This is a genomic window from Methylorubrum sp. GM97, assembly GCF_024347855.1.
Lineage (GTDB): Bacteria > Pseudomonadota > Alphaproteobacteria > Rhizobiales > Beijerinckiaceae > Methylobacterium > Methylobacterium extorquens.
Genome location: NZ_AP025942.1, coordinates 2,668,683 through 2,685,526, shown reverse-complemented (window position 1 = coordinate 2,685,526; position 16,844 = coordinate 2,668,683). Strand labels below are relative to the sequence as shown.

The following is a 16,844-nucleotide window of genomic DNA, read 5'->3' as shown; positions in this document are numbered from 1 at the left end:
GCCCAGTCCGCCCCTTCACGTCGCCTTCCGGCGCGCGACTCAGATGTCGAAATTGATCATCTTCTTCATCACGAAGACGCCGGTCAGCATCCACAGACCCGAGATCACGAGGGCGATCTTGCCGAACGAGGTGGTCCACAGAAGCGCGGTGTAATCGGGGCTCGATAAGTAGGTCCCCCCGCCGACCACGAACGGCAGGGCACCGATGATCGCGGCCGAGGCCTTGGCCTCCATGCTCATCGCCTGGATCTTGCCGGCCATCTTCTTGCGCTCGCGCAGCACCCGCGACAGGTTTCCGAGGGCTTCCGAGAGGTTGCCGCCGGCCTTCTGCTGAATGCCGATCACGATCGAGAAGAAGTTCACCTCGGTGACGGGCACTCGCTCGTACATGCGCAGGATCGCGTCGGACATCGACAGGCCGAGCGCCTGTGACTCCATCGTCACCCGGAACTCGCTGCGCAAGGGCTCCTTCGCCTCGCGCGCGATCATGCGCAGGCAGTCGCCCAGGGGGATGCCGGAGCGCAGACCGCGCACCACCACATCCATGGCGTTGGGCAACTCCTCGATGAAGGCCTCGACCCGCCGCTTCTGCCGCCGCTTGAGCCACCAGGCGGGCAGGCCGAACCCGCCCACGAACAGGGCGAGCCCGGCGACGATCACATTGTGCGAGGCGAGGAAGGCAACCAGCGCGAGGACGACGGCGGTGATCACCGAGACGACCCGATACTTCTGGCGGCTCCAATCGAGGCCGGCGCGGGCGAGGCGGAGTTCAAGCGTGACCTTGGTCTTGTCCTTCTTGGCTTCCAGCTCCTTGAGGCTCTTGGCGACCTGCTCGCGGCGGCTGGCGGCCGCGCCGCGCTCCGCGAGCACGGCCTGCGGCTGACCCAGCGCCTTGCGACGCTGCTCGGCCCGCCGCTCGCCCGAAAGGGCGGGCATCAGGAACACGTAGGCGAGCGAACCCGCGGCTACCGCTACGAGCCCGACCGCCAGAGGGGCGTTGAGCGCGCTCACGATGCCGCCTCCCCTTCGGCCACGGCGGCGTCGAGGGCGGCGGCCAGCGCCCGCTCCTCGCCGTAATAGCGTGCCCGCTCCCAGAAGCGCGGACGGCCGATCCCCGTGGAGCGGTGGCGGCCGATCAGGCGCCCGTTCGCATCCTCGCCGAGCACGTCGTAGACGAACAGGTCCTGGGTGATGATGACCTCACCCTCCATCCCCATCACTTCGGTGATGTGGGTGATGCGCCGGGAACCGTCACGCATGCGCATGGCCTGGATGATCACGTCGATCGAGCCGGTGATCATCTCGCGCAAGGTCCGTGAGGGCAGCGAGAAGCCGCCCATCGTGATCATCGATTCGATACGCGCGAGGCATTCGCGCGGGGAGTTGGCGTGCAGCGTGCCCATCGAGCCGTCGTGGCCGGTATTCATCGCCTGCAGCAGGTCGAAGGCTTCGGGTCCGCGCACCTCGCCGACGATGATGCGCTCGGGGCGCATGCGCAGGCAGTTCTTGACGAGGTCGCGCATGGTGACCTGCCCCTGGCCCTCCAGGTTCGGCGGCCGGGTCTCAAGGCGCACCACGTGGGGCTGCTGGAGCTGAAGTTCGGCCGCGTCCTCACAGGTGATGACGCGCTCGTCGTGCTCGATAAAGGCGGTGAGGCAGTTGAGCAGGGTCGTCTTGCCCGAGCCGGTGCCGCCCGAGATCACGACGTTACAGCGGACCTTGCCGATGATCTGCAGGATCTTCGCGCCCTCCGGCGAGATTGCCCCGAAGCGCACGAGCTGGTCGAGGGTGAGCTTGTCCTTCTTGAACTTACGGATGGTCAGCGCCGGCCCGTCAATGGCGAGCGGCGGAGCGATGACGTTGACGCGCGAGCCGTCGGGCAGGCGCGCGTCGCAGATCGGCGAGGACTCGTCCACGCGACGGCCGACCTGGCTGACGATCCGCTGGCAGATGTTCATCAGTTGCTGGTTGTCGCGAAAGCGCACGGAGGTGAGCTGGATCTTGCCGGCGACCTCGATGAAGGTCCGGTCGGCGCCATTGACCATCACGTCGGCGATGTCGTCGCGGGCGAGCAGCGGCTCCAGCGGACCGTAACCGAGCACGTCGTTGCAGATGTCGTCGAGCAGCTCCTCCTGCTCGGCGATCGACAGCACGATGTTCTTGAGACCGATGATCTCGGAGACGATGTCGCGGATTTCCTCGCGCGCCGCCTCGCCTTCGAGCCGTGCGAGCTGAGCGAGGTCAATGGCCTCGATCAGCGCGCCGAAGATCATGCTCTTCGTGCGGAAGTAATCCTCGGATTTCGGCTGCTGCGCCTGCGGCACCGGGGCGCTCGCCGCCTCGGGACGCGCGCGCACGGCCTCCTGCTGCAGGACCGGCGGGGTGACGTTCGCCGGTCCGGCTGCGGGTGCGGCCGGGGCGGGAGCCGCGGCGGTATTGGAGCGTCGACCGAACATGGCGCCGCGCCTTCAGCAATCTTGGGAGGAAAGAGCGCAGGACACCGTCAGGACGCCTTCTTGCGGGTCAGCCGGGCGAGCAGCGGTTCCAGGAGGTTGGCCCGGACCCGGCGGATCTCGGTCCGACCGGTCACCGCCGCGGCGAGATCGGAGAAGATCTCCGCCGGCTTGGAACCGGCTTGGACCTCGGCGATCATCTGGCCGTTATTGGCGGCGGTGCCGAACAGGGCCGGATCGAAGGGAATGACCGCCTGGAGCGGGACGTCGAGCGCCTTGGAGAACTCGGCCGCCGCGATCTCGGGCCGCTTCGGCACGCCGACGCCGTTGAGGACGACCCGCGCCCGCGCATCGTTGGGACGCTGCTGATGCAGCAGGGCAAGCAGGTTCTTGACGTTGCGCAGGCCCGCCAGATCCGGCGGGGCGACGATCAGGATCTCGTCGGCGCTGATCAGCACGCGGCGGGTCCAGGCCGACCATTGATGCGGCACGTCGAGAACGATGCAGGGCACCGCCGCCCGCAGCAGGTCGGTGAGCGCATCGAAGGCCGGCTCGGTCAGATCCACGGTGCGGTCGAGGGTGGCGGGCGCCGAGAGCAGGCTCAGGTTGTCGGCACATTTCGAGAGCAGGCGGTCGAGCAGGTTGGCATCGAGGCGCTCGGGCGCGAACACTGCCTCGGCGATGCCCTGGGGCGGATCCTGGTTGAAGTTGAGGCTCGCCGTGCCGAAGGCGACGTCGAGGTCGGCGATCACCGTCGCGGTGCCGTGCTCGCGGGCCACCGTCCAGGCGAGATTCTGAGCCACCGTCGAGCTGCCGACGCCGCCGCGCGCACCGTAGACGGCGACCGTACGCCCCACCGGCTTCGCGCCCGGCGCCGCGAACAGATCGGAGACCGCGGCGATCATCGCGACCGGCTCGACCGGCGCCATCAGATACTCGCTCACCCCCCGCTGGATGAATTGCCGGTAGAGCAACACGTCGTTGACGTGGCCGATCACCAGCACCTTCGTGCCCTCGTCGCAGACCTCGGCGAGCTGGTCGAGGCATTCGAGCGGCCGGGACTTGAGATTCAGGAATTCGAGCACGATCACGTTGGGCGTGGGCGCGTGCCGGTAAGCCTCCAGGGCTGCGGCTCCCCCGCCCATCTGCACCTTGACGTGGGCCTTCTGCATCCGGCGTTCGGCGGCGATGCCCTCGATCATTGCAGCCGTCTCCGGCGTCTCGCAGAAAGCCTGGATCGTGATCCGCGGCACCGGGGCGATGGTCCGCTCTGAAGCCTCGTATGTGTCCGGCATGATGCGTGGTTTCCGGTTCTTTTGCCGAGTGGGCGCGGCCGGTGATCGACAGAGGTTCGAGGAGGCGCGCGAGCGGCCAGCGAGGCTACTGGCTCTTCACTTCGCTGCTGACATTGGTCTGTCCATCCTGACGCCATTGCGTTGACGGATCCTTGCCCTCGCGGAGCTGGCCGAGATCCTTGGTGCGCAGGACCGTGTCGATACGGCCCTCGGGCCGGCCGCGCACGAGGTCGATCGGATCGGCGACCTGGGCGGCGACGTTGGACTGCATCGCGCAGCCGAGATTCCATGTCGGCTCGTTCGACCAGTTGGCCCGCAGGTCGCTGGCGCCGAGGTCCCTCGGCCAGAGCCCGCACTTGTCGGCGACCTTGGCCTGCATCCGCTGGAAGCTCAGGCGCAGGGGCGAGGCCAAAGTGAGGTTGGCGATCGGGTAGGCAGCCACCCGCACGCCGGCGGCCGGCACGCCCATCTCCGCCGCGAGGCGCCGGATCGACGCGCCGGTGCGCTCGACGGGCCCGGCCAAAGCCGGCGATACGCCGCGCGGCAGTTCGACGAGGAGGATGCCGCGGCCGTAGCGCCGGTACTCGACGAGGAAGGCCTCGATGTCGGCGCGCTGGCGCGGATCGATATGGCCGATTCCGGTGGGGAACACGTCGAGGGTGCGGTCGGCATCGGCGAGCACGATCGGGTGGCGGGTGCGCACGTCGATCGGGTAGGTCGAGCCGGTGGTCTCGACCCGATCCGCGCGGCAGGCGCCAAGCCCGGCGGCAAGAAGCACGGCGGCGGCGACCGGCCAGGCGCGGGAGACGGAGGTGCGGGCGGGGGAGGACATCGTGATTCGATCCTGATGGACGGGGTCAGTCGGCGATGAAGCCGACCCGGCCGCGATAGGCCGGCCCCAGGGTGCCGCCGCCGACCGTGCCGTAAATCTTGTTCAGACGTCCGAGCAGCACCGCCTGCCCGTCCGGCGCATCGACGAAACCGTCGTCCGGCCGCTGCACCTGCCGCGCTTCCATCGGCTGCGCGATGTAGGGGGTGACCATGATCATCAGCTCGGTCTCGTCCCGCTGGTAATCGCGGGAGCGGAACAGGGCACCGAGGATCGGTAGGTTCATCAGCCCGGGCAGACCGGAGATCGCAGCCCGGTTCTTCTGCTGAATCAGGCCGGCCGTCATCATCGTCGCGCCGGAGGCGAGCTCGACCGTGGTCTCGGAGCTGCGCTTCGTCGTGCCCGGCACGGGGGTCGGACGATCGTTGAGGTAGTAGGTGAAGCTGTTCTGGGGATCGAGATCGACCACATCGGTGGCGATCCGGACCGAAATGCGATTCTCGGCCATCACGACGGGAGTGAACGACAGGCTCACGCCGTAGGGCTTGTAGGTCAGCGCGACGACGCAGCCCTGGCTGACCGACGTGCCGATCGAGACCGTCGAGGCGGCCGAACAGCTCAGCGGCACCGGAATTTCGCCGCCGGCCGTGAATTTTGCTGACTCACCGGAAATTGCGGTCAGCGTCGGCTCGGCCAGGATGCGGGACACGCCGGCTTGCTCGAAGGCGCGCAAGGTGGCCTTGAAGGAAAATCCGCCCGTCTGGACGGATGCCGTCAGAGCGTTGGCGTCCGGGCTCCGTGAACCGGTCAACGGAAAACCCGTATTGTTCGTCAGGAAGTTGCCGCCCAGCGGGTTGAGAGCCGACCAATTGCCGCTCGTGCTGATACCGAACTGCTTCAGAACGGTGCGCGCCACCTCGACGACGGTGACGCGGATCATCACCTGATCCTTGTTGCGGATCGTCAGGTTGTTGATGACAGCGCCGCGGGTCGCGACACCGCCGCCGGCCGCAATCCCGACGAAGGCGTTGGCAATATCGAGCGCCTGCTGCGCTTCCGAGGTCGAGTTCACGCTGCCCGAGAGAACCAGCGAATCCCCGACCGCCTTCACATCGAACCGACCGCCGGGCAGGCTCTGCTGCAGCGACTGCCGCAGGACGTTGATGTCACGGGCGATGGTGACATCGAGCGCCGCGATCTGACGTCCCTCGCCATCCATCACGAAGATCGAGGTGGCGCCGTTGTCGATGCCGATCAGGAAGAGCTTGCGGCTGGAGCGGACGACCGCGTTCGCAACCGCCGGGTTGGCGACGAACACCTCCTTGGCGTCGCGCGGCAGATCGACGATGAGCGACCGGCCCTTGCTCAGTTCGACGCGCCGGGACACCGCCGCCTCGTTGGCGCCGATCGTCAGGACGGGGGAGGCACCGGAGAGGCCGGCTTGCGCCGAGGCTGGGCCGGACAACATCGCCGACGCGAGACCGGCGCCGGAAATCAGGAGAAGGGCAAGTCCGCGGAAGCGAGAGGCGGTCGTCATCGGTCCTGTCCTCACCGGCGCTGCTGCTTGGCGACGCCGAATCGCACCACGGTCATGGGGCCCTCGGGCGGCATGTCGGCCTCCTCGGAGAGGGCGGCGGTCCGCGCGGAATCCTGGATGCTGCGCAGCACGAGGGAGAGCTGCCCGACCTTCTGTGCCAGCGTGACGGTCTCCGCCTGGCTCGGCGTGAGGGCCAAGGTGGCCGTCTCCGCCGTCACGACGTTGGCGCCGTTCTTCTCCTGCACGATCTGCCCGACGGCGAGCACGCGCACGTCGGTCAGCAGCGTCTCGGCGAACTGCTCGGTGCCCTCGTTGCTGGTCTTGATGACGTCGACATGATCGTTCGGCAGGACGAAGCCGCCCGCCGAACTCGATCCGCGCGTGTCCGTGGTGATCGCCACCGCCCGCATGCCGGGCGGCAGAATCGCCGACATGAAGCCACTGCCCGCCTTGACCAGGCGCTCGGGCCGGATCGGCTCGTTGGCCGAGAAGCCGGTCCGGATGATCGCGCCGACGGAATCCTCGAGTCCTTTCGGGGCCGCGCGGCGCTCGATCAATCCGGGCGAAATCGCCTGTTCGGGCCAGGCTATCCAGCGCAGATCCTCGGGCTTGAGGGTCTGACCCATCGGCAGTTCGGCGGCTGCAACGAGGACTTCGCTCATCGGGACCGGCACGACGGGCTCGGCCTTGGCGACAGGAGCGGGCTCGGGTGCTTTCTCCTCCCCCTGCATCAGCAGGGCGGCGCCGCAGCCGGCAACGAGTGCGATCCCCAAGACGGCGAGACGGGCTGGTTTCATGGCAGGCGCGGGACCGTGACGACGGCTCCGTCGCCGTCTGGTGCCGAGACTTGCCTCGGATTCGTCAAGTTAGGGTTAACCGATCGTCACAGCATTCATCGCGACGGTGTCCCAACCGGCAATTGCGCAAGATCGGGCGAAACGCGATGGCCGCCTCGTCGGCGGCCTACTCGATCGAATCCTTCGGCGCCGATCAAGGCAGCGTGAGCCGATCTAATCCGACGGAATTGGGCAGCACCAACAACGCGGCGGCGGCCAAGGCGATGCCGTAGGGAACGCCGGTCTTCGTGTCGTGCAGATGAACGGCGAACGGAAACTTGAGCGCCAGCTTCGGCAGCGGATACTTGCGGGCTGACACGATTGACAGTGTCAAAGGCGCCCCCAGGATCGAGGCCAGGATCAGGTATTCCGGGAGATTCGCGAGGCCGATCCAGAGCGCCGTGCTCGCAGCGAGCTTGGCATCGCCGCCTCCAATCCAACCCCGGGCGAACAGGGCGAAGGTGATGACGAGCGTTAGCGAACCGGCGGCGAGGTGCCGGGACAGATCGCTCCAATCCATTCCGGACACCATCGCGTAGAGTAGGAAGCCTACAAAAACGAGACCGGTGACGCGATTGGAAATCCGCATCGTCAGCAGATCGCTGGCGGCAGCGTAAGCCATGAGAAACGGGAAAACGAAGCACAGAAGGAGGTAGGCCGCCATGCTCAACACGGAAGTGCTCTCTCTCGGCCTGTCAGTCGAATCTATCGCACGGCCGGTTCAGCCTGGCAGTACGCCTGATTACACTTGATCGCCGGCCCCTTCTGGGGCTGGCGCTTGCGCATTGCGCTATCGAACGGCCCACCGTTTCAGGGTGTAGCAGACTAAAATCCGCCACACCCTGAAAAGCGTTGTCGCCTGATCCAAGGATTAGTTGGTGGTGGTGCCGAGCTTCGAGGTCTGCGTGTTGAGGCCCGTGCCGAGCGTCGTGAAGGCGGTCGTCAGGTTCGTCTTGAAGCTGGCGAAAATGCCGACGATCGCGATGCCGATCATGGCAGCAACCATGCCGTATTCGATGGCGGTCGCGCCAGACTCGTCAGAGATGAAGCGCTTGGCGATATTCTTCACGATGATCTCCACTTGATTAGATCCGATGGGCGTCCGTCGGAAGTCTGTAGAGGCCCCGATCGGCGACAGGTCGAGTGGTAATCCCGACGCGTTGCATTTGGGTTAAATCGACCTGCTAACCAAGCCATCGGCGGGGTGTTCGCGAGCGGCAGTTAATGATGCGTTTCAACGATCGCTCGAATGGCCTGTCGATGCCAGCCAAGGCTCGTGGGCGCTGCGCTTCCGGAACAGGGTTAGCGCTTCCTTCATCAGTTTCCTGTTCCGTTCACGCGACGAGAGACGCCTCCGCTCCGGATTCGTGCCGCGGACACGGCACGGCCTTCGGCGGAGAGCGCTGCCCTACGCGCGATCGGACCGACCCTTCATGCCCCGCCTGCGCCCTCACCGCTTCACGCTCCGCGCCGGCCCGGCCGCCCTGGTACTGCTCGCGCTGGCCGCGCCCGTCCGTGCGAACGAGCCGGTGCCGCAGGGCATCGTCTCGGTGCAGGTCGACAACGCGAAGGTGATCCGCCTGCCGGAGAAGACCCAGACCGTCGTGGTGGGCAACCCGATGATCGCCGACATCACCCTGCAGAAGAACGGCGTCGTGGTGCTGACGGGCAAGAGCTTCGGTACGACCAACCTGATCGCCCTCGACGGCAAGGGGGCGATGCTCGCCGAATCGACCATCAGCGTGCAGGCGCCGCAGGCGTCGATCATCACCGTGCAGCGCGGCCTCGATCGGGAATCCTATTCCTGCACCCCGAACTGCCAGCCCTCGGTGCAGCTCGGCGACGCCGCCAAGTATTTCGACGACACCAGCAAGCAGGCCGAGGCGCGCCGCACCATGGCGACCCAGAACCGCTAGAGCGCACTCGGACGAAGTGGCCACCGGTTCGTCGGAGGAATGCGCGTCACAACAATGACTTAGAGGCGCCGGCCTGATGCGATGGAGCCGGATAAGGCTCTCGCATCCGCTCCTCCGAGCCGGCCTTCCGCCGTTGCCAAGCGGCCCCATTGCGTGTATGGCCCGCCCGCGCCCTTGAGACACCCTTGGAGGCACGGGCGCGCTGGGGAACGGTTGGGCCGTCCGCTTCGGGCGGCCTTTGTCGTTGGTCCGGCTCCATATTTTACAAAAGGATCACGCCATGAGCGCCACCAAGACGCTTGAGGCCGTGGCACGCGACCGGGTCGGCAAGGGGGCCGCCCGGGCCGTTCGTCGCCAGGGCCAGATTCCCGCCGTCATCTACGGCGGCAACCAGGCCCCGCAGGCCATCGCCATCGACCTCATCCGCGCCCGCACCCTGATCTACGCCGGTGGCTTCAAGACCACCGTGTTCGAGATCGATGCCGGCGGCAAGAAGACCCGCGCGATCCCGCGCGACTACCAGCTCGATCCGGTCAGCGGCGTGCCGCTGCACGTCGACTTCCTGCGCGTCGTCGCCGGCCAGACCGTCACGGTCGACGTCCCCGTCCACTTCGTGAACGAGGATCAGGCGCCGGGCATCAAGCAGAAGGGCGGAACCCTCAACGTCGCGCTGCACACGGTGTCCCTCGAGGTCGCGCCCGACCAGATCCCCGACGCGATCGAGGTCGACCTCGCCGGCCGCGAGATCGGCGACGTGATCCACGCCTCCGACCTGCGCCTGCCGGCCGGCACCTACACGGGTGAGCCGACCGACACGGTCGCCAACCTCCTGCCGCCGACGGTGCTCGGCGCCGACGTCGAGGCCGAGGAAGCCGCGGTCGCCGAGGCGCAGTCGGCCGAGTCCGCCGAAGGTAAGGCGGAAGCCGAGGCCGAGGCCACCAACGAGAAGAACAAGAGCGAGGCGTAAGCCGCAGCGGGCGCCGCGAGCGCCCGCCCTGCGAAATACGCGATGCCCCGGCCACCCGGCCGGGGCATTTGCATTTGTCGGGGCTGAGATCGGGAGCGCACATGCGGCTCATCGTCGGATTGGGAAATCCCGGCGCGCGCTACGCGCGCAACCGCCACAACATCGGCTTCATGGCCGTGGACGAGATCGCCCGCGTCCATCGGGCGGCCCCGTTCCGCCGTCGCTTCCAGGGCGAGGCGGCCGAGGTGATGCTCGGCTCCGAGCGTGCGATCCTGCTCAAGCCCCAGACCTTCATGAACGAATCCGGCCGCTCGGTCGGCGAGGCGCAGCGCTTCTTCAAGATCCCGCTCGCCGACGTGATCGTGCTGCACGACGAACTCGACCTCGCGCCGGCCAAGCTGCGGGTGAAGCTCGGCGGCGGCAATGCCGGGCATAACGGCCTGCGCTCGATCACGGCGCTGTGCGGCAACGAGTACCGCCGGGTCCGCCTCGGCATCGGCCATCCCGGCGACAAGGCGCTGGTGCACGCCTACGTCCTCAACGACTTCGCCAAGTCGGAGGAGCCCTGGGTCGAGGATCTCTGCCGCGCCACCGCTGACCACGCGCCGCTGCTGGCGGCGGGTGAGGATGCGAGCTTCCAGAACAAGGTGCATCTCGCCATGGCCGGCCGCGGCTGGGAGACGGTGAAGACACCGGCCGAGGCCGGCAAGGCGAAAGCGCGCGACGCGAATTGACACGAGCCCGCCGGACCCCGATGCAGCGGGTTTCCGGGCGCGGCTCCCGACCGATCACAACGGATTTCTAGGACCAGCCATGGGCTTCAAATGCGGCATCGTCGGCCTGCCGAACGTTGGCAAGTCGACCCTCTTCAACGCCCTGACGCAGACCGCTGCGGCCCAGGCCGCGAACTACCCGTTCTGCACCATCGAGCCGAACGTGGGCGAGGTCGCGGTGCCCGACCCGCGCCTTGATGATCTGGCCCGGATCGCGTCCTCGAAGGAGATCATCCCGACGCGGCTGACCTTCGTCGATATCGCCGGCCTCGTGCGAGGAGCATCGAAAGGCGAGGGCCTCGGCAACCAGTTCCTCGCCAACATCCGCGAGGTCGATGCCATCGCCCATGTGGTGCGCTGCTTCGAGGACGGCGACGTCACCCACGTCGAGGGCAAGGTCGATCCGATCGCCGACATCGAGACCATCGAGACCGAGCTGATGCTGGCCGATCTCGACAGCCTGGAGAAGCGTGTCGTCGCCCTGGAGAAGCGCGCCAAGGGCGCCGACAAGGAGGCCAAGGAGTTTTTGGACCTCGTCAACCGCGCCCTGCCGCTGCTGCGCGAGGGCAAGCCGGCCCGGCTCGTGGAGCGCAAGCCCGAGGAGGAGCGGCTGTTCCAGCAGCTCGGCCTGATGACGGCCAAGCCCGTGCTCTACGTCTGCAATGTGGACGAGGGCGACGCCGACAAGGGCAATGACAAGTCGCAAGCGGTCTTCGACCGGGCCAAGGCGGAGGGCGCGGTCGCCGTCGTCGTCTCAGCCAAGATCGAGAGCGAGATCGCGGTGATGCCGGAAGCGGATCAGGCCGAGTTCCTAGAGGCGGTCGGGCTGTCCGAGCCCGGCCTGAACCGCGTGATCCGCGCCGGCTACGACCTGCTCGGCCTCGTGACCTACTTCACGGTCGGTCCGAAGGAGGCCCGCGCCTGGACGATCACCAAGGGCACCCGCGCCCCGGCGGCGGCGGGCGTGATCCATACCGATTTCGAGAAGGGCTTCATCCGCGCCGAGACCATCGCCTTCAAGGACTACACCGCCTTGAACGGCGAGGCCGGCGCGCGTGATGCCGGCAAGCTGCGGCTGGAAGGCAAGGAATACGTGGTGCAGGACGGCGACGTGCTGCATTTCCGCTTCGCCAACTGACGGGAGGCCCGGCATGGAGCTTCACCCGCGCCATGCCTGGGACCTGACGCCGGCCGAGGCCGTCGCGCTCCAGCGCCGGCTCCGCAGCGAGATCGTGGCCGACCAAGCCATCGATCTCGGCGCGGTGCGGCTGGTGGCCGGCGTCGATGTCAGCGTGAAGAACGAGCGCTCCCGTGCTGCCATCGTCGTCGTGACCTTTCCGGGCTTTCTCCTCGTCGAGACGGCCTTCGCCGAGCGGCCGACGCCGTTCCCCTACATCCCCGGCCTCCTGAGCTTTCGCGAGGGGCCGGTGCTCGAGGAAGCCTTCGGGCGCCTGCGCGCGGAGCCGGACGTGTTCCTGTTCGACGGCATGGGCATCGCCCATCCGCGCCGCATCGGCATCGCCAGCCATATGGGCCTGTGGTTGGAGCGCCCGACCATCGGCGTCGGCAAGACGCGGCTGGTCGGCACCAACGCAGCCCTGCCCGAGGAGAAGGGCGCGCACGTCCCCCTGATTGATCGGGGCGAGACGATCGGCGCCGTGGTCCGCACGCGCACGTCCACACTCCCGCTGTTCATCTCGCCGGGCCATCGCGCCGACATCCCGAGCGCCGTCGAACTCGTGCTGGCCTGCTCGCCGAAATACCGCCTGCCGGAGCCGATCCGCCTCGCGCACAAGGCGGCGGGCGACTTCTGATCGACCGATCCTGGCGATCAGAACGGTCGCCATGCTGAGGTGCCGAGCGCAAGCTCGGCTTCGTAGCACGCCTGAACGGTCGATCCGACGGCAACGATGTGCCAGGAAAAGCGTCGCGGCGTGCTTCGAGGCTGCTGACGCAGTGCCTCAATGAGGAGCGTTGTGACTTCCGGGATCGGGCCCTCAGTGCGCCTCTTCCCAGTTGCCCGCGGCCCGCGCCTCGACCACCAGCGGCACCCTCAGCGTCAGGGCCGGCGCGGGCGCCTCTTCCATCACCCCGGCGATCACGGGGATCGTCGCCTCGACCTCATCGTCGGGCACCTCGAACACGAGTTCGTCGTGCACTTGCAGCAGCATCCGCGCGGTGAGCTTTTTGGCCTCCAGCGCATCCTCCATCCGCGTCATGGCGCGGCGGATGATGTCGGCGGCGGTGCCCTGGATCGGGGCGTTGATGGCTTGGCGCTCCACGCTCGCCCGCTCGGACGGGTTGTTCGAGCGGATCTGCGGGTAGTGGCAGACGCGGCCGAACAGGGTCGTCACGTAGCCCTTCTCGCGGCACGAGCGCTTGGTGGTGTCGATGTAGTCGCGGATGCCGGGAAACCGCTCGAAATACTGCTTGATGAAGGCCGATGCCTCCTCGCGGCCGATGCCGAGGCGGTCGGCCAGCCCGAAGGCCGAGATGCCGTAGATGATGCCGAAATTGATCGTCTTGGCCCGGCGCCGCAGGTCGCCGGTCATCTGGTCGAGGGCGACGCCGAACATGGCCGACGCCGTGGCCGCGTGGATGTCGATTCCCTGCTCGAACGCTTCGCGCAATTGCGGGATGTCGGCGATGTGCGCGAGCAGGCGCAGCTCGATCTGGCTGTAATCGGCTGAGATCAGCTTCTTACCCTCGGGCGCGACGAAGGCGCGGCGGATGCGCCGCCCCTCCTCCGTGCGGATCGGGATGTTCTGCAGGTTCGGATCCGAGGAGGAGAGCCGGCCGGTCGTCGTCGCCGCGAGGGCGAACGAGGTATGGACGCGGTTGGTCCCCCGGTCTGCGTGCTGCTGCAGCGAGTCGGTATAGGTCGATTTCAGCTTGGAAAGCTGGCGATAGTTGAGAATTTTCTTCGGCAGGTCGTGGCCGGCCTGGGCCAGCTCTTCGAGAAGCGTCGCGGGCGTGGCCCACTGGCCGGACGGCGTCTTCTTCGCACCGGGCAATCCCATCTTGCCGAACAGCACATCGCCGATCTGCTTCGGCGACGAGACCTGAAACCGCTCGCCCGCGTCCTCCTGAATCTCCTCCTCCAGCCGCGCCAGGATCTGCGAGAAGTCGCCCGAGAGTCGGCTCAACATGTTGCGGTCGATGGCGATGCCGGCCCGCTCCATCCGCGCCAGCACCGGCACCAGCGGGCGCTCCAGCGTCTCGTAGACGGTCACCCGGTGCTCGGCGACGAGGCGCGGCTTCATCATCCGCCACAGGCGCAAGGTGACGTCGGCGTCTTCCGCCGCGTAGGCCGTCGCCTTGTCGATCGCCACATGGTCAAAGGTGACCTTGTTGCGGCCGGTGCCGGCGACGTCGGCGAAGGTGATCGGCTGGTGGCCGAGATGACGGCGGGCGAGTTCGTCCATGCCGTGCCCGCCCTTGCCGGCATCGAGCACGTAGGAGATCAGCATCGTGTCGTCGAAGGGCCTCACGTCGATGCCGTAGCGGTGCAGCACCGAGAGGTCGTATTTCAGGTTCTGGCCGACCTTGAGCGTGCCGGCATCCTCGAGCAGCGGCTTGAGCAGCTTGAGGGCAGTGTCGAAATCGATCTGGCCGGGCTGCTTGTCGGAGGCATCGGCCCCTGCCCCGCTCTCGCCGAACAGGTCGCCGCCCTTCACCTCGGGCTTGACGTGGGCGAGCGGGATATAGGCGGCCCGCCCCGGCGCGGTGGCGAGCGAGACGCCGACGAGTCCCGCCTTGGCCGCGTCGAGCGCGTCGGTCTCGGTATCGACCGCGATCACCCCGGCCTCGTAACTCTCGGCGATCCAAGCCTCGAGCTGCGCCACGGTGGCGATCGTCTCGTAGGCGGCCGTATCGAACGGCTTGACCGATTCCGCCGCACGGGCGGCCACGAGGGTCGCGGGCGTCGGCTCGTTGGAGCCGCGCTTCTTCTTCGGAGCCTGATCCGGCAGGTCGAGATCGGCGAAGGGATCGGCCTCGCCCGCTTCGGGCGGGGCCTCCCCATCCGTCCGCTCGGGTGCGGCGGCGGTCTCGGGATCGACCGGTACGGCGTCGCCGAAGAACGGCACGGCGTCACTGCCGCCGGCCGCGTTGCTATAGGCGTGGGGCTGTGCGCCCGGCAGCAAAGCCGGATCGGGCTTTACCGCCTCGGGATCGACATGGAGCATCTGCGCGATACGCCGCGTCAGGGTGTTGAACTCCATGGCCTTCAGGAAGCCGACCAGCTTTTGCGGATCGGGCTGCGGCACGCCGAGTTCGTCGAGCGGCACTGGCACCGGCACGCTCTCCTCGAGCGCGACGAGGCGGCGCGAGAGCTTGGCCTGATCGATGTTGGCGAGCAGCATTTCCCGGCGCTTGGGCTGCTTGATCTCGCCTGCTCGCTCCAGGAGCTGCTCCAGGCTGCCGTATTCCTTGATGAGCGCGGCCGCCGTCTTCAGGCCGATGCCGGGCACGCCCGGCACGTTGTCGGAAGTGTCGCCGATCAGCGCCAGCGCGTCGCCGATCTGCTCCGGCGCGAGGCCCTCCCACTTGGCGATGATCGCCTCGCGGTCGAGATTGCGCTCGGGGCGGTAGCCGGGCTTGCCCTTGGCGCCCGACTCGAAATCGTAGAATCGGATCTTGTCCGAGACGAGTTGCATCAGGTCCTTGTCGGAGGACACGATGATGACCTCGGCGCCGCGCGCCTCGGCCTGCCGCGCGTAGGTCGCAATCAGGTCGTCGGCCTCGTAGCGCACCAACTCGACCGCATGCAGCCCGAAGGCGCGCACCGCATCGCGCATCAGCGGCATCTGGCGCTTGAGGTCGTCCGGCGCGTCGGGGCGGTGGCCCTTGTAGTCCGGGAACAGCTCCTTGCGGAACGAGCCCTCGGACTTGTCGAAGACGATGCCGAGATGGGTCGGCTTCACACCCGCCGCGCCCTCCTGAAGGAACTGGGCGATCTTGGTGCAGAACAGGCGCACCGCGCCGGTCGGCAGACCGTCGGAGGGCCGCGTGTTGTACTTCTGGTCCTGATTGATCGACTGGAAGTACGCTCGGAAGATGAAGGACGAGCCGTCAACGAGGATCACCCGGTCATCGGCGCAGACGGGCTTGGCCGGTTGCGGTTGCGTCTCTTCGGTCATCGGTCGAACAGCCATCGGCGAATGGAGGCCCAAAGGCGGGGCCGCCGATCCATAGAGCATTTTCGCCGCTTCAGAACATCGCCCTGGCGCCGGGAAATGCCGCAGGTCCCCGGTTCTCTGGCCCCCGACGGCTGGCATGAGAGCGAGCCGGTCCTGTCCATCGCGAGAGCACTTGAGCCGCGCGAGTGGCGAAACGCTTAAAAATTTGTCGGGCCCAGAGTCCATGTGCGCTCGTGCACCGGGCAGAATCGAGTGGCGGCTTTCGCAGCAACACCCTCTCAATCATGAGCTTTTTCGGCTGCGCGCAATGTCGCTGCATGAAAGTTCGAGTGCGATTGGCGCTTTCGAAATATAACGATGGTGCAGTGCGACAAACCGGCTATTGTCCCCGAAGAGTTCGGCCCCAAATCCCGTTCATCGAAGACGGGCGATTGCCTATCCTGATCGATCGAAAGATCAGGCCAAGTGCATCCGCGCCCGCATGAACAGATATGAGGACCGATTATGACCCATCGCACCAAGATCACCGTTGCCCTCGCTCTGGCCCTCGGCCTGGCCGCGACCCCGAGCTTCGCTCAAGGCGTCGCTTCCGACAGCGCCAGCTACAACCGTGACGGCACGCTCAACGTATGGGGCGCACATATCGACCCGGTGCGCGAGCGCGGCGGCCTCCTCGGCGGCGTCGGCAATGTCGTCGGCGGTACGCTTGGCGCCGCCGGTAACATCGTCGGCGGAACCGTGGATGCGGCCGGCAACGTCGTCGGCGGTGTCGTGGGCGGCACGGCCAATGCGGCCGACAGCATCGTCACGGGCTCGGTCCGCCGCCCGGCGGGTTACAGCGCCTATGGCGCACAGCCGGTCGATCGTGCCGGCGCCTACGGCCGCGCCGCCTACTGAGACCAGTCCACTCTTGAAGTTTGACGAAACGGCGGGGCGCGAGTCCCGCCGTTTTCTTGTGCGCTAGGCATCGGAAGTACGGGGTAGCGTCCCGTCGAAGGCCGAGACTCTGACGATCCTGTCGGGCTCGTTCGATCACCAGCGCGGCACTGCGATCGGACAGGCCCGGGCCAACGCGTTGCGGACGGACGGCCTCGTGT

General features: G+C 67.3%; 15 protein-coding genes. 6 read left to right on the top strand and 9 right to left on the bottom strand.

Annotation, left to right across the window (positions count from 1 at the left end):
- Positions 1-39 precede the first annotated feature (39 nt).
- The 8 genes from MSPGM_RS12360 to MSPGM_RS12325 form a co-directional block, all read right to left on the bottom strand.
- Complete coding sequence (locus MSPGM_RS12360; RefSeq protein ID WP_003598116.1) at positions 40-1,011, bottom strand: type II secretion system F family protein; 972 nt, start codon at positions 1,009-1,011, stop codon at positions 40-42.
- Positions 1,008-2,456 (bottom strand): CpaF family protein, encoded by a 1,449-nt coding sequence (locus MSPGM_RS12355; RefSeq protein WP_003598118.1) that lies wholly within the window; start codon positions 2,454-2,456, stop codon positions 1,008-1,010. Before MSPGM_RS12355 ends, MSPGM_RS12360 begins: the two co-directional genes overlap by 4 nt.
- 47 nt (positions 2,457-2,503) lie before the next feature.
- Positions 2,504-3,748, bottom strand: coding sequence for a CpaE family protein (locus tag MSPGM_RS12350; protein WP_003598119.1), 1,245 nt, complete (start codon positions 3,746-3,748; stop codon positions 2,504-2,506).
- Positions 3,749-3,833: 85 nt separating this feature from the next.
- Complete coding sequence (locus MSPGM_RS12345) at positions 3,834-4,580, bottom strand: CpaD family pilus assembly protein (protein ID WP_003598121.1); 747 nt, start codon at positions 4,578-4,580, stop codon at positions 3,834-3,836.
- A gap of 25 nt (positions 4,581-4,605) precedes the next feature.
- Complete coding sequence (locus MSPGM_RS12340) at positions 4,606-6,114, bottom strand: type II and III secretion system protein family protein (protein ID WP_003598123.1); 1,509 nt, start codon at positions 6,112-6,114, stop codon at positions 4,606-4,608.
- An 11-nt stretch (positions 6,115-6,125) separates the two neighbouring features.
- Positions 6,126-6,911: a Flp pilus assembly protein CpaB gene (cpaB, locus tag MSPGM_RS12335; RefSeq protein WP_003598125.1), complete on the bottom strand. Its 786-nt coding sequence runs from the start codon at positions 6,909-6,911 to the stop codon at positions 6,126-6,128.
- Between the two features lie 193 nt (positions 6,912-7,104).
- Entirely contained in the window at positions 7,105-7,614 is a 510-nt protein-coding gene (locus MSPGM_RS12330; RefSeq protein WP_003598126.1) for a prepilin peptidase, read from the bottom strand.
- 207 nt (positions 7,615-7,821) lie between these two features.
- Positions 7,822-8,031 (bottom strand): Flp family type IVb pilin, encoded by a 210-nt coding sequence (locus MSPGM_RS12325; protein ID WP_012752860.1) that lies wholly within the window; start codon positions 8,029-8,031, stop codon positions 7,822-7,824.
- 352 nt (positions 8,032-8,383) lie between these two features.
- Here MSPGM_RS12325 and MSPGM_RS12320 point away from each other — a divergent pair, with 352 nt between their 5' ends.
- From MSPGM_RS12320 to nfi, 5 genes are all read left to right on the top strand, one after another.
- Positions 8,384-8,866, top strand: coding sequence for a pilus assembly protein N-terminal domain-containing protein (locus MSPGM_RS12320; RefSeq protein WP_003598130.1), 483 nt, complete (start codon positions 8,384-8,386; stop codon positions 8,864-8,866).
- A gap of 280 nt (positions 8,867-9,146) precedes the next feature.
- The gene (locus MSPGM_RS12315) at positions 9,147-9,833 is read left to right on the top strand and encodes a 50S ribosomal protein L25/general stress protein Ctc (RefSeq protein WP_003598131.1); all 687 of its coding nucleotides are present in this window, start codon (positions 9,147-9,149) and stop codon (positions 9,831-9,833) included.
- Between the two features lie 101 nt (positions 9,834-9,934).
- The gene (gene pth / locus MSPGM_RS12310) at positions 9,935-10,567 is read left to right on the top strand and encodes an aminoacyl-tRNA hydrolase (RefSeq protein WP_003598133.1); all 633 of its coding nucleotides are present in this window, start codon (positions 9,935-9,937) and stop codon (positions 10,565-10,567) included.
- Positions 10,568-10,646: 79 nt separating this feature from the next.
- Positions 10,647-11,744: a redox-regulated ATPase YchF gene (gene ychF, locus MSPGM_RS12305; RefSeq protein ID WP_003598135.1), complete on the top strand. Its 1,098-nt coding sequence runs from the start codon at positions 10,647-10,649 to the stop codon at positions 11,742-11,744.
- A gap of 13 nt (positions 11,745-11,757) precedes the next feature.
- Positions 11,758-12,420, top strand: coding sequence for a deoxyribonuclease V (nfi, locus tag MSPGM_RS12300; protein ID WP_003598137.1), 663 nt, complete (start codon positions 11,758-11,760; stop codon positions 12,418-12,420).
- A 183-nt stretch (positions 12,421-12,603) separates the two neighbouring features.
- Here nfi and polA read toward each other — a convergent pair whose 3' ends face one another.
- Positions 12,604-15,747 (bottom strand): DNA polymerase I, encoded by a 3,144-nt coding sequence (polA, locus tag MSPGM_RS12295; protein WP_003598140.1) that lies wholly within the window; start codon positions 15,745-15,747, stop codon positions 12,604-12,606.
- A gap of 504 nt (positions 15,748-16,251) precedes the next feature.
- Here polA and MSPGM_RS12290 point away from each other — a divergent pair.
- The gene (locus MSPGM_RS12290) at positions 16,252-16,644 is read left to right on the top strand and encodes a hypothetical protein (RefSeq protein WP_003598142.1); all 393 of its coding nucleotides are present in this window, start codon (positions 16,252-16,254) and stop codon (positions 16,642-16,644) included.
- Positions 16,645-16,844: the final 200 nt, after the last annotated feature.